This is a genomic window from Paenibacillus sp. J31R34 (assembly GCF_059383715.1).
This window is the reverse complement of record NZ_JBXENU010000008.1, coordinates 229,529-242,703: the sequence shown is the minus strand read 5'-3', so window position 1 is coordinate 242,703 and position 13,175 is coordinate 229,529. Positions and strand designations below refer to the sequence as shown.

Below are 13,175 nucleotides of genomic sequence, written 5' to 3'. Positions count from 1 at the left end.
AAGGTGACGCATATGGCGAGTAAAGGAAAAGCTTTTGTAGTCTTGGCACTTATTGCGATTGTCGTTTTTGCTCTCGTTTATTTTGGGATTAGCTTGACCTCGAACATAGGTAAGACAGATACGCAGATTTCGTCCGAGGATGCGGGCAAGCAGCTGAATAAGCTGTATCAAGGCATTTCAGTTACGACTGCGGAGCCGGTTAAAGGACAGATCGATCTTGATCCTGCCGATGTCGGCGACTCCTTGCCGGATATTTCGAAGTTCCCCGTATCGGTTGAAAACACCACAGACCAATTTGTCGAGATTTTTTCCTCGACCGAGAAGTCGGGTACGGATATGGATGGCTGGCTGAACGAGGTGGCCACCGCTTTTAATCAAGCAAAGATTAAAGTGAACGGGAAGACGGCTTCGGTCAAAATCCGCAATATTGCCTCGGGCACCGCGGCGGATTATATCCGTTCAGGCAAATATGTGCCCGATGCGTTCACGCCATCCAACGAGCTGTGGGGCGAGATGGTCGCAGCGAGTGGCGTTCAAACGAAGCTCGTATCCAAACGACTTGTGGGCAATGTAGCGGGAATCGTCTCCACTCAAGCGAAATATGATGAATTGATTGCCGAATATGGCTCCCTCAATGTGAAGACGCTGACCGATGCGATTGCAAGCAATCAGGTAGCGATGGGCTATACCGACCCTTTTGCCAGCTCAACGGGCCTCAACTTTTTAGTGACGTCCCTCGCGACGTTTGACAGCCAAGAGCTGCTGGGCGAGAAGGCGGTGCAGGGCTTTGAGAAATTCCAGGCCAATGTGCCATTCCTTGCCTCGACTACGCTGCAAATGCGTGAGGCTGCCAAGACGGGGATGCTGGATGCTTTTGTACTGGAGTATCAAACCTATGTGAACGCGGCGGATTTCCAGAGCGGCTACGTGTTTACGCCGTTCGGTGTGAGGCATGACAGCCCGCTGTATGCGCTCGGCAAGCTGCCGAAGGATAAGCAGGAAATTATCCAGAAGTTCGCCGACTTTGTTACGCAGGATAAATACCAGAAGGCTGCTGTGGAAAAAGGCTTTAATGGCCTTGAGGACTACAAGTCCGAGATGGAAGCTGTGAACGGAAAGACGCTTGCCGCCGCACAGAAGCTTTGGAAGGAAAAGAAGGATGGCAGCAAGCCGATTGCCGCTGTTTTTGTAGCCGATATTTCGGGCAGCATGGGCGGGGAGCCGCTTAATCGCTTGAAGGAATCGCTGCTCAAGGGGCAGAAGTTTTTGGGCAGGAGCAACAGTATCGGATTCGTCTCGTACTCCAGCGACGTTGCGATTAACTTGCCAATTGGGAAATATGACACTAACCAGCAATCGATGTTTGTGGGCGCGATCAACAGCTTGCAGGCAAGCGGAGGAACGGCCACCTTTGACGGCATCGTAGTCGCCCTGAAAATGTTGCAGGATGAGCTCGCCGTCAACCCGGATGTGAAGCCGATCATTTTTGTGCTAAGCGATGGGGAGACGAATGAAGGGCATTCGCTCAAGGATATTAAAGGACTCATAGAAACGTACAAGGTTCCGATTTATACGATTGGCTACAATGCGAATATCAAGGCGCTGCAAAGCATTTCGAGCATTAACGAGGCGGCAAGCATCAACGCCGATACCGACGATGTCGTTTATAAAATTGGAAACCTGCTGAACGTTCAAATGTAATTTTATATTGCGGATATAGGTTGAAGAGGAGGGGTTGCAATGTCATTTACGATGGAAGTGGTCAGTGAGGAGAAGCTGAAATCGGTCATTGAAGAGCAGGTGAAGCCTGAGCCTGAGGAGGTCACCCAACTGCGCGAGCTGGCGACGAGCAATGTATCATCGATTTTGGAGCTGGATCTGGATTCGCTCGAAAAACGGAAAGCGATTTTGCAATCGATTGACCAGTTTGGCATTCAGTCGATGAGGTCTTCCTCGGAGAAAAATTCGCTGCTGCAGGTGGCGGTCGGCAATTTGTCTCAAACGGGCGATGAAGGCGGCCAAGTGGCGAAAGATTTGACGGAGCTGCACATCCAGCTCAAGGATTTGGACCCGAGCGTCGTCGATTTTGCCAAAAGCGGCGTACTAGGCATGTTTTTTAATCCGTTACGTCGTTATTTTGCCAAATACCAGAAGGCGGATACGGTCATTTCGGGCATCATTTTATCGCTGGACAAAGGCAGTACGATACTTAAAAATGACAACACCACGCTGGAACTGGAACAGCACGCGCTTCGCGAGCTGACGAAAAAGCTGCAAAAGGAAATCCAGCTCGGCATGCTGATGGATGAAGGCATTGAAGCCCAGATTGCAGCCGCCAAGGCGCGTCAGGAGTCGGAGGATAAAATCCGCTTCATAACGGAAGAGGTGCTGTTCCCGCTCCGCCAGCGTGTCATGGATTTGCAGCAAATGCTCGTCGTGAACCAGCAGGGCATTATGGCGATTGAAGTTGTGATGCGCAACAACAAGGAGCTGATCCGCGGGGTGGATCGGGCGAGGAACATCACCGTTTCGGCGCTGAAAATCTCCGTTACCGTAGCAAGCGCGCTCTACAATCAACGAATCGTCCTGCAAAAAATCGAGCTGCTGAATCAGACGACCGACAGCCTGATCAGCGGAACCTCCAAAATGCTGAAAAATCAAGGCGCCGCGATTCAAAAGCAGTCGATGGAAGCAAACATCTCCGTCGATACGCTCAAGACGGCTTTCGCCGATGTGCTTTCGGCGATGGACTCCATCAGCACCTACAAGCAGGAGGCGCTGCCTAAAATGCGCCAAACGATCCAGCAGTTCAGAGAGCTGGCGGATACCGGCGAGGTGCAAATTCAGCGGCTGGAGAAAGGGCAGAAGCTGGGGCTGTAGTAGAGTATGAATAGCAGGGGCAGCAAGCGTGAAGCGCCTCTGCTTTTTTTATACAAGAGATCCTTTTATGAAATATCATAAAGAATGGAGACAAAGTGATGATTAACTTATCCCTAGAAATTCAAAATGCAGACGGAGCGGTGCTTGCGACCTGTACAGACAGCGAACAGGTTTATTTGGTGTACAAGCGGGCTTACGAGCCTGGAAATGTAATCGCTCTCAAAAGCTCGCAAGCGAATGTCCATCTAATCATTCAGTTGGAGGATTCGATGAATTCGGCGTTCATTTATTTGAAGGGCAAGGAGTACCGTTACACGGTCCCTTTTGACGAAAAAAGAGTATCCTACTCACCGAAGTCGTTTACGGGCGACACTCATGTGCTGACTGCTCGCCTGGCAACCGTTGAGGAAATAGGAGCCTATAAAAATGTAGCGAAAAATGAATATGACCAGCACGCCAACGACACCTGCTTCCCGCATGCTTCCGCTAATGTCGAGACGCGGGGAGAGGCTGTATTTGCGGCACGGAACGCCATTAATGGAAATGCTGCGAATGACTCGCATGGCGAATGGCCTTACGAATCATGGGGCATTAACCAGAGAGCGGATGCCGCTATTTCGATTGATTTTGGACGTGCCGTAGTCGTGGACAAGGTTGTTTTAACGCTGCGCGCGGATTTTCCACACGACAACTATTGGGAAAATGTGACGCTGACGTTTTCGGATGGCAGCTCGCATCAGGCAAGCCTAATCAAAACGCATAAGCCGCAAACGATTTTGCTGGAACCAAGAACAGTTGACTCTGTTACGCTAAGCAAATTAGTGAAGTCGTCCGAGCCTTCGCCATTCCCGGCTTTAACGCAGTTTGAGGTGTTCGGAAGAGAAGCCTAATTGCGTCGCATTCAGACATACAAAAATCGATTAGACGAGAGCACCGTACAGGTGCTTTTCTTGTTGTTTGGCAGACGGTTCGCAGCATTGACACTTCCATAGAAACTTTATAAAATGAAGCAGGCACTACAATACTGCCAGTATTCCATGCAGAGTACTCAGGTAATCTGCTGGATATATGAACAGGAGGTTCACTGGATTAAAATGAACTTGAAAATTATCGCAATTGGCGTTTACGTCATGCTTATTTATTGGCTTTCCTTACATTTTTCATTTCTGGACACTTTATTTTTTCCTACTTTGGGGGCTTTCAGCTTCCTGTTCGTCTCGCGCTCATTCCGTTATACGGAGCTCAGCAAAATTACTTTAGGCGCGTTTATTTCGTCAATCGTCGGCACGCTGCTCTTCTCCATCTATCCAAGCGCGATTTCCTTGTTTGTAAATGTGTTGATCACGATTTGGATGATTACGAAATTTAAGTGGAATGCTCCGCCAATTGTAGCGGTGTCGCTCATTCCCTTTTTCTCCCATTCAACGCATCTGTGGCTGATTCCGGTATCTGTATGTACGGCACTGCTGGGTTTGATGTTGATTTTATTCCTTGCCGAATGGGCAGAGAAACGGCTAAGCCCTTTATTTTCGCAGATTAAAAGAATTGGCGTTCCTGTAGAAACGGATTAACGCATTTATAAATTCTTATCAATTGTTTGAAAAGTATTCACTCGCAGCGCAGGTAGTTTTATAATAAAATATATGATAACATGTAGTATTAGATGAGGAATGTGAACAAGGATAAAATTATTCCGTTCATGCCTATATGTCTGTCGTTTATGAGTGTTATTTTAAGCAGTAGATCAATGGGCATGATTGAAAGTTCTATTCATTAAATTGCAACTACACTGAAGGAGGATTTATCATGGCATTGGTTTCGATGAAAGATATGTTGAACAAAGGTTTAAAAGAAGGTTACGCGGTAGGTCAATTCAACATCAACAACTTGGAGTGGACGCAAGCAATTTTGGGCGCAGCTCAAGAAGAGCAATCCCCAGTTATTTTGGGCGTATCTGAAGGCGCAGCTCGTTACATGGGCGGTTTCACGGTTGTTACTGCAATCGTTAAATCCCTAATCGAAGAAATGAAAATCACAGTTCCAGTTGCGATTCACTTGGACCACGGTTCCAGCTTCGAAAAATGTAAAGAAGCAATCGATGCAGGCTTCACTTCCGTTATGATCGATGCTTCGCATTCCCCATTTGAAGAAAACGTAAAAACAACGAAGCAAGTTGTTGCATATGCGCACGAGCGCGGCATTTCCGTTGAAGCTGAGCTGGGAACAGTTGGCGGACAAGAGGATGATGTTATTGCTGATGGCGTTATCTACGCTGATCCACAAGAGTGTAAACAACTTGTTGAGCTTACAGGTATCGATTGCCTGGCTCCAGCACTTGGTTCCGTTCATGGTCCTTACAAAGGCGAACCAAACCTGGGCTTCAAAGAAATGGAAGAGATTTGCCAAACGATCAAGCTGCCATTGGTATTGCACGGTGGTACAGGTATCCCTACGGATCAAATCAAAAAATCCATTTCCCTTGGAACAGCTAAAATCAACGTTAACACTGAAAACCAAATCGCCTTCACTAAAATTGCTCGCGAAATTCTGACTGCGGATTCGGAAGTATTTGATCCACGTAAATTCTTGGCTCCAGGCCGCGATGCAATCAAAAAAACAGTTATGGGTAAAATGCGCGAGTTCGGATCTTCCAACAAAGCATAAGCCTATATATAAATGAAAAAGGGCCGGTCCAGCTGCTGCGTGCAGTTGGACTAGCCCTTTTTTGCTTTATGCTGCTCTCTGCTATTAACGGTATGCTGGGAGCCAGCTGCCATGCGCTTCAATCAATTCGTCGCAAAGCGAGACAATGTCATCCATCGACAATTCCGCTGACGTATGCGGGTCCAGCAGAGCGGCGTGATAAATATGTTCGCGCTTCAATGTTTTGGCAGCTTCAATCGTGAGCAGCTGGGTATTGATATTTGTGCGGTTTAACGCAGCCAGCTGCGGCGGAAGGTCACCGACGTAGGTTGGCGTTATGCCAGAGCGGTCAACCAAGCAAGGCACCTCGACGCAGGCTTCCTTCGGCAAGTTTGTAATAAGGCCCGTATTCATAACGTTCCCGGCGATTTTATAAGAATGATTGGTCTCGATCGCTTCCATAATATGCGAGGCATATTCATGGCTGCGCGTATGCTCAATCTTCTTATTGCCGAGCATCGAATCCCGTCTTTCCTCCCAGCCTTTAATTTGCTCAATACAGCGGCGCGGGTACTCATCCAGAGGAATATTGTAGCGTTCAATGAGCTCTGGATAGCTCTTTTTAATGAAGTACGGATGGTATTCAGCATTATGCTCGGAAGATTCGGTAACATAATAGCCGAACTTCAGCATGAGCTCGTAGCGCACCATATCGTGGTGCTTCTCCGCTTGCTTTTCCGCCGCGCGCCGTTTAATTTCCGGGTATAAATCTATACCGTCCTTTGTTGCTTCCAGCAGCCACGCCATATGGTTAATGCCAGCGATCTTTGTTTTGACACCTGCTGTATCGATGCCCAGATGCTCGAATAGGTGCGGTACACAAATTTGTACGCTGTGACAGAGTCCTACAGCCTGCAAGCCGCCTTGCGAAATGAGCACATTCGTCAGCACAGCCATTGGGTTGGTGTAATTGAGGAACAGAGCGTCTGGACAAACCTCCTGAATATCTGCTGCAAAATCAAGTACGACCGGAATGGTACGGAGGTTGCGGAAAATGCCGCCGATGCCGACTGTATCGGCAATGGTTTGGCGCAAGCCGTATTTTTTCGGAATTTCGAAATCGGTTATCGTACAAGGATCGTAACCGCCAACCTGAATGGCATTGACGACATATTTAGCGCCGCGAAGCGCCTCCTTGCGGTCGGTATATGCTTTAATGACGCAGCTGCTTCCGAGCGACTCCTTCATATTCAGCAGCAGCTGCTCAGATTCACGCAGCCTTCCGCCATCAATATCAAACAAAGCTAGCTCGAAGCCCTGCAGTGCTTCTGTAAGCATGACATCACCCAATACATTTTTCACAAAAACAGTGCTGCCCGCACCAAGGAACGTTATTTTCGCCAATGAATTCGCCTCCGTTTATGAATAGTCTCGACTCCTTAACTATAGTCCCGGAGAGAGCGTGCGAACATGGAGTAATTCCTGATAAACCTGTCATAATGCTTTTTCATTGCATGGTTTCATCCGATCTATTATACTATTACCTGTCATAATGAGGGGGGATGTCGAATGCCTCTGACCGAAGTCAGACATAATCAGGAGACGCCACAGCGGCAGATGGAGCTGTTTTTGCGTTTTTTCGGCAAGGAAGAATGTGAACCCCTGCATAGCTGGGGTCCGGGCTTGCGCGACTTGTATATTATCCATTATGTGATCAGCGGCTCAGGCGAATTTAGTACTGGAGGAGAAACCTACCAGCTGTCGCAAGGTCAGGGCTTTCTCATATCGCCGGGCGCGATTGTCCATTATACAGCGGATGAGGCTGACCCTTGGGTGTATACGTGGGTGGGTTTCGATGGGCTTCACGCTAGGGCGTTTATGCGGCGGGCGGGGCTCAGTGTATCGCATCCGATATTTCGTGCCAAGAGGACGGGGAAGGGCGATAGCCAGAGCGGCAAAGGCAGCGGGGAAAGCGATAGCGGTAATAGTAATTGTAGTGATGATAGTGATGGGTCCAATTGGTTCGATAGCAGCCATCAGGAGCTTGTGGCTGCCCATGAAACGGGCTGTCGGGACATTTTGTACCAGAGCATTTTGTACCGTCTAATTGGAGAATTAATTGAATGTGCAGAGCTTTCATTATTGGACGCGCAGCCGCTCCGTGGCAACACCAAGGAAACCTACATCAATGAGGCGATTACCTATATCGAAAATAACTACAGCCAGAAAACAACGGTTGAGCAAATTGCTCACGCTGTCGGCTTGGACCGGACCTATTTGTCCAGCTTGTTCAAACAGCAGTTTGATGTATCGCTGCAAGCATTTTTGCTGCAATTTCGAATGAATCGGGCGGTGGAGCTGCTGAGCAGCAAACAGCTGTCGGTGAGCGATATTTCACGCTCGGTGGGCTACACCGATCCCTTCCTTTTCTCCAAAATGTTCAAAAAGGTCATCGGCCAATCGCCGCGCCGAACGCGAGAGCTGCTGGAGGAATTGGAGTATAATGAGCCCTGACACTATGTAGCTAAAAGGAGCGAATTTTAGCCATTAGAAGCTGTCTAGCATTACTAGACGCACATAATGTGTCTGAGCTGATTCCTGCTTTTAAAGGATATAATAGTTAATTTATCTATATTTTCATGTGCTTCATGGGTGATACGTAGTAGATGGTGGAATTCAGCAAAGTCTCAAAAACTTCCATTGTTTATTATTGGTGATAGCTACTTTGATTTATCTTTCTTAATAAAGGCTTTTTCTAAATACTCTATTTTTTCTAAAATTGTCTTCTGATATTCGACTAATATTTGAGTTAATTCGTTATCATCCTTTTTATTTCGCCGTTCCACTTGCTTTATAAAATCTTTGGATTTTCTTATCCCACGTAGTTGAACATTTATTCGACTTGCTCCTCTAAATTTTATATTATCAGCATTAATTTCTAAAATCGCATCACATAGTTTTTTACGGGGATCAGTTAAAAAAATTCGTATATGATCAATGCTAGCGTGTTTGATAAACAAGTCGTTCTTAATATCGAGGACACCGACTAAACCTTTGCTGATTTTATTTAACATGGTTGTCCTAATCATTTCAGTGGAATATTGATTTACCAATGTTGGATACTCTTTATTTAAATTGTCCAACCAAATTGCGAGGTAGTGTAATACCGAGATTGTAAAAAGTCCCTTTCGGAGATTTTCCTCTATTTCTTGATGGGGATAGTATTGAAAAATTTTCACTCTCGTAGACACGAATATGCTGCTTTTATTCATTTTACGAGATAGTTCACTAAACGAGCATCTCTCCCAATGAATCCAAAGTTCATAGGTATATTTTGCCCACTCATAGTCGCTCCAATCCATTTTCCCCCCTTGTACGGAGCCGATTCTTTCTAGCTCCTCATCTTTGGATTTGGGGGCATCAACCACGAAAACGGGAATATATTTAAGTGCTAGTTTTTTAGCAGCATACCAGCGTCTATGCCCGGAAAGAATAACATATTGTGTATCCTTTTGATAACAAGTAATGGGGGTTTCCCATCCTTGTTCTTTAATAATCCTTTGCATTTCTTCTGTTTTAATTGCGTGATTCTTTCTCGGATTAAATGGATTGGGGATTATATCTTTTATAGGCACCCTTATGATTCTTGAGAGATTATTCATGTCATCCTCCTTATAATCGTGCATAAATCATAATTTTTTTTATTGTGGTTGAGTAAGTTCAACTATTTTGGCCTCAATATCTAGAAGTGAAGATTGTAATTCTGCAACTAATCTTTCTGCCTCATTCCGGTCTTTTATTTGTAGTTTATTGATTTCATTTTTTGATTTTTTTATGTTTTGGATTATTTTTGTTGTCTCATTGTCTTTGCTAAATTGAGCCCAGAGTACTTCCATTTGGGACTCTTGTAGAGTCTTGTTAGTATCTCTTATGAAGCCCAATATCTGATCGTCAGAGGCTGTAGTGACAAATGAGTTATCGTTGTTAATATGGCTATTAAAACATTTGTTTTCATACTTTTTCAGCATTTGTTGTCTAATAAAGTCCTCACCAATTCTATTAACTAGTTCTGGGTGATAATAAAATAGTTTTTTTAACCAAGTACAGATATAATTCAACATAGCTAATGAGTACATACCATTATCAAGGTTGCCTTCAATTTCTTCGCTTGGGTAAAAGCTGAATACTCTAATTCTTGCTTTTACACGGGTCTCACTTATACCAAGCTTTTCAGCCAAATGTTTATAGGATATACCGCCAGAGTATTGCCATCTGTCATATGTGTTTTTTGCACTTTCATACTCTGTCCATTGAACTTGCCCACTTTGAAGTAATCCTAAGCGCTGCATTTCTTCTTTACTTGTACTAGGAGCTGTTACAATATTTACAGGGAGTTTTGATCTTCCTATTTTTTTGGCTGCATGCCATCTTCTATGTCCCGAGAGGATAATATAAAAATCACCTTTCTGATAACATGTAATAGGTTCTTCCCAATCCAGAGTAGATAGGATTTTCTCCATATGTTCCGAGAGTATCGAATTATCCTTTCTGGGGTTTTTAGGATTTGGCAAGATCTGCTCTATGCTTATCCATTTAAATGGATGATGCTGTTCTTCGTTAATTATTTCCAAAAACCTCATCTCCTTTAATCGTCTTGCTGATTCATTACTAAAACCGTAAGTCTCTTCAATTTTTTGAATCGTAGTTTGTAATTCATATGGGGTAACATTAAGATTGTGTAGGATATTTTCATGACTGTATCCTTCTAACAGTTTACTAATAATTTTTTGTTCTACTATAGAAGAGCCGTTGGAAATGTCGATGTTGAATAGGTCGTCTGTTTGTTTCGAAGCCAATATATCTATAAGTTCTAGTGGTTCTTCGTCATTTGGTGATGGTAGTGGTTGAAATAATGAGCTGACTTTTCTCATCTCTAATAAATTAATAGCTTCACTGGACATTCTTGGGGAGCACCCTAGTATATTAGCTATAAATTCTGGGGAGTGGTTTGCCAAATCTAATTTTCTAATTTGCATCATGACAGAATTTACCTTCTTGCTGGGTCGGAAAGAATTATTGCTATAGGCAGTAAAATCAATCATTTTGCCTTTTACGAATTTTTTTGCATAGCTCCAAAAAGAGAAATTGTTTTTTTGTGCATCAAATTTTTTATAGGCTTCAATGAGACCTACAAAACCTTGTTGGATTAATTCTTCCTCTAGAAAATTTGAACGTGTGTTTAAGCTAGTAGTTACCATACTTCGTGCTATTTTTTTTATTTTATTGGAGTATATTGAAACTACGTCTTCTAAAGTACCAATGTGCTTGTTTTCTGTGAGCACGCCACATCCCTCCCATTTTCAGATATCATAGGTTTCCACAGAAGTAGAGGATTTCCTCCCTTAATCTATCTTTCCGACAAAGGTTCTAACTATCTGACAAGTTTTGATGCTTTAAAAACAAAAAAGCTCACATAATTTTGTGAGCAAAATAAATAAGCATGAGCTTGTTCCAAGTTATAAAAGACGATTTGGACGTAAGCTTGGCGCTTGATATTAATTTTTTGATTATATATTTCAAACCTACCTGCGAGAGTAATTTGGCTATAATTGCTTAAGTTTTTGATGCAGTTTCTCTGCTTGTGTGCACATAGCACGTATTTCATCCCAATTTATAAGAACCTTTGGGATTAAATGATCTCTATATTTTGGTAAGGATTTTTTTGGTTTTCCATCTTTTCTTTTTAGTAATTGGTGTTGATTACTTGAGAGTATATAATCAGGTTTAATGATACACTCAATAAATTGTTTTGGAGGGTTATGATATGATGAATCAAATGCTGCTAATATCCAGCTCTCAGTATTGTCACTTGGGATGCAGAAGATAATGCGCCCCATTAAATCTTGTATATTAAGGGCTGATTTAAGTTTGTTCTCAAGTTCGACTACGGTGTCTTCCGCTTCGGGACAATTCCTTGCACAGTTTATTTCCTGCTCTCGTGCAACGTCGGCATCCACGTGAATGATTATTACATCAACTAGAGGTATCATATTATCCATAAAAAAAATGGGGCCAGAATTTTTGCTGAATTCCTTGCACCATGAAAATACCCCTTTCCATCCACCACCATGTACTCCAAAACCTTCAGTAGCGGATCCTTCAGGCTGTAGCGATAAAAAACGATGATTACCGGGCAAAACTTTTTGGATGATTTGTGTAATAAGTTCGTAATCCCGTGGGCCTTCTGTTACCAACCCAAATGCAAAATCTTTCATATATTAGGAACACCGCCCAGCCAACCTGATGTCCACAGCTTTGATAGACTATACCCTTCCTTTCCTTTAGCAAGAAGTTCATCGGTTACCTTAATTCTATTAATTTGAGTATGACCTCTGGTATTTCTATCAACGCTAAACAATCTTATTCGATCATCATTTATGTTTAGTCCATCTAAAACTAGAGGATTATGAGTGGTTACATAGCAGATCTTATTGTTTTTGATAGCCTGTTCGCAAAATTTAGTTGTTACTGCTCTTGCCAGTCTAGGGTTAAGAGCCTGATCAAAGTTATCAATAGCAAACATCCGCGGAGAATTTTTGTGCATAACTAATGTCAACAAAAATAAGACATACAATGAGCCTTCACTCGCGTCATAAGCCGTTAATTCATTTCTGCCTTCCCGCATAAAGCGGTCTGTAAATCTTATTGTTTTTGACGTAACAGGTACACTAGATGAGAGCATTTCTTTTGCTGGTTTGCCAATAGAGACATGGTTTACCCAAGTTAATAATTCAAATAGATCCTCAAGATCTAATGTGCCAAAGGTATCTTCTTCAATATCTATTAGTTCGTTCACTGCTTCTGAAAGTCTTCCCCCAAGTAGGCCTACAGGTTCTTTTTGAAATGGGTCGGATTGGATACCCCTTAAAGTTGTTGTATTTGGAGTGAATATGCAATAATCCTTAAAAGTCTCATATAAGTCACTCGCATAGCTTTTTCCTTCATTAGTTTTTACTCCTTGTAAAAAAGATAGGAGACCTTTATATGCATCTATCTCGATTTCTGGAAAGTTATCTAATTTATACTTTGAGGCTCTAGATCTACCGAATACTTTATTATTATTCTTTTTTAAAATTTCTGAATAGTATTCCCAGAATGGTTTTGGTTTTTCTAAAGGGTTGTTTAAATTAACTTTATATTGCCAATTATCAAGTTCATTAATCCAATCCACCGCAAATTCAATGTTCAATGCTATTCTTTCCTGATCCTTAAATGATGATTTGTATAATGACGGCGTGCCTAATCGCACACCTTTGTTATACAAAGTAGCATCATCTACTTTATCAGAAATGGCAGCGCTTAAAACGCCCATTGCCTCTAAAATTGCACTTTTACCGCTGCCATTAGCACCAATAAATACGTTAACAACACCTGGTTCAAAAGATACATTTAACAAAGACTTAAAATGAGAAATCTCAATGTTCATCTGCAATTTCAAGCACCTCCTACTGAGCCTATTAGTTATTTTTTGTACGAGCTTTGATAAGCTTATAACAAGCTTTGTATTTCTTACATGATAGTTTTTATGATAAAAATGTCGTAGACACTAATCTGTTCTTGCTTAAGTATCAACTCCTTTAATTGACTACATC

Annotated in this window: 11 protein-coding genes; 6 read left to right on the top strand and 5 right to left on the bottom strand. The window is 43.1% G+C overall.

Annotated elements, in window-relative coordinates; genetic code table 11:
- Positions 1-12 precede the first annotated feature (12 nt).
- The 5 genes from AC50YG_RS22360 to AC50YG_RS22340 all read left to right on the top strand — a co-directional run bounded on the left by AC50YG_RS22360 (position 13) and on the right by AC50YG_RS22340 (position 5,544).
- Positions 13-1,701: a substrate-binding and vWA domain-containing protein gene (locus tag AC50YG_RS22360; protein ID WP_473756997.1), complete on the top strand. Its 1,689-nt coding sequence runs from the start codon at positions 13-15 to the stop codon at positions 1,699-1,701.
- A 39-nt stretch (positions 1,702-1,740) separates the two neighbouring features.
- Complete coding sequence (locus AC50YG_RS22355; RefSeq protein ID WP_494829732.1) at positions 1,741-2,880, top strand: toxic anion resistance protein; 1,140 nt, start codon at positions 1,741-1,743, stop codon at positions 2,878-2,880.
- A gap of 98 nt (positions 2,881-2,978) precedes the next feature.
- Positions 2,979-3,770, top strand: coding sequence for a carbohydrate-binding protein (locus AC50YG_RS22350; RefSeq protein ID WP_494829730.1), 792 nt, complete (start codon positions 2,979-2,981; stop codon positions 3,768-3,770).
- Positions 3,771-3,974: 204 nt separating this feature from the next.
- Positions 3,975-4,451, top strand: coding sequence for a hypothetical protein (locus tag AC50YG_RS22345; protein WP_494829728.1), 477 nt, complete (start codon positions 3,975-3,977; stop codon positions 4,449-4,451).
- 235 nt (positions 4,452-4,686) lie between these two features.
- The gene (locus AC50YG_RS22340; RefSeq protein ID WP_341280561.1) at positions 4,687-5,544 is read left to right on the top strand and encodes a class II fructose-bisphosphate aldolase; all 858 of its coding nucleotides are present in this window, start codon (positions 4,687-4,689) and stop codon (positions 5,542-5,544) included.
- A gap of 84 nt (positions 5,545-5,628) precedes the next feature.
- Here AC50YG_RS22340 and AC50YG_RS22335 read toward each other — a convergent pair whose 3' ends face one another.
- A complete protein-coding gene (locus AC50YG_RS22335; RefSeq protein ID WP_494829726.1) occupies positions 5,629-6,927 on the bottom strand; it encodes an alpha-glucosidase/alpha-galactosidase in 1,299 nt (432 codons plus the stop codon).
- A gap of 165 nt (positions 6,928-7,092) precedes the next feature.
- Here AC50YG_RS22335 and AC50YG_RS22330 point away from each other — a divergent pair, with 165 nt between their 5' ends.
- Positions 7,093-8,037: an AraC family ligand binding domain-containing protein gene (locus AC50YG_RS22330; protein WP_494829724.1), complete on the top strand. Its 945-nt coding sequence runs from the start codon at positions 7,093-7,095 to the stop codon at positions 8,035-8,037.
- A 206-nt stretch (positions 8,038-8,243) separates the two neighbouring features.
- Here AC50YG_RS22330 and AC50YG_RS22325 read toward each other — a convergent pair whose 3' ends face one another.
- The 4 genes from AC50YG_RS22325 to AC50YG_RS22310 all read right to left on the bottom strand — a co-directional run bounded on the left by AC50YG_RS22325 (position 8,244) and on the right by AC50YG_RS22310 (position 13,009).
- A complete protein-coding gene (locus AC50YG_RS22325) occupies positions 8,244-9,185 on the bottom strand; it encodes a ParB/RepB/Spo0J family partition protein (protein WP_494829722.1) in 942 nt (313 codons plus the stop codon).
- Positions 9,186-9,224: 39 nt separating this feature from the next.
- Positions 9,225-10,865: a sigma-70 family RNA polymerase sigma factor gene (locus AC50YG_RS22320; RefSeq protein ID WP_494829720.1), complete on the bottom strand. Its 1,641-nt coding sequence runs from the start codon at positions 10,863-10,865 to the stop codon at positions 9,225-9,227.
- 261 nt (positions 10,866-11,126) lie between these two features.
- Positions 11,127-11,798: a hypothetical protein gene (locus AC50YG_RS22315; RefSeq protein WP_494829718.1), complete on the bottom strand. Its 672-nt coding sequence runs from the start codon at positions 11,796-11,798 to the stop codon at positions 11,127-11,129.
- A complete protein-coding gene (locus AC50YG_RS22310; RefSeq protein WP_494829879.1) occupies positions 11,795-13,009 on the bottom strand; it encodes an AAA family ATPase in 1,215 nt (404 codons plus the stop codon). The genes AC50YG_RS22315 and AC50YG_RS22310 overlap by 4 nt, the downstream gene beginning before the upstream one ends.
- Positions 13,010-13,175 lie beyond the last annotated feature (166 nt).

Excerpts from the sequence above, each read along its gene's own strand:
- AC50YG_RS22315 (WP_494829718.1), bottom strand. The coding sequence starts at position 11,798 with ATGAAAGATTTTGCATTTGGGTTGGTAACAGAAGGCCCACGGGATTAC.
- AC50YG_RS22360 (WP_473756997.1), top strand. The coding sequence starts at position 13 with ATGGCGAGTAAAGGAAAAGCTTTTGTAGTCTTGGCACTTATTGCGATT.
- AC50YG_RS22355 (WP_494829732.1), top strand. The coding sequence starts at position 1,741 with ATGTCATTTACGATGGAAGTGGTCAGTGAGGAGAAGCTGAAATCGGTC.
- AC50YG_RS22330 (WP_494829724.1), top strand. The coding sequence starts at position 7,093 with ATGCCTCTGACCGAAGTCAGACATAATCAGGAGACGCCACAGCGGCAG.
- AC50YG_RS22340 (WP_341280561.1), top strand. The coding sequence starts at position 4,687 with ATGGCATTGGTTTCGATGAAAGATATGTTGAACAAAGGTTTAAAAGAA.
- AC50YG_RS22325 (WP_494829722.1), bottom strand. The coding sequence starts at position 9,185 with ATGAATAATCTCTCAAGAATCATAAGGGTGCCTATAAAAGATATAATC.
- AC50YG_RS22350 (WP_494829730.1), top strand. The coding sequence starts at position 2,979 with ATGATTAACTTATCCCTAGAAATTCAAAATGCAGACGGAGCGGTGCTT.
- AC50YG_RS22310 (WP_494829879.1), bottom strand. The coding sequence starts at position 13,009 with ATGAACATTGAGATTTCTCATTTTAAGTCTTTGTTAAATGTATCTTTT.
- AC50YG_RS22345 (WP_494829728.1), top strand. The coding sequence starts at position 3,975 with ATGAACTTGAAAATTATCGCAATTGGCGTTTACGTCATGCTTATTTAT.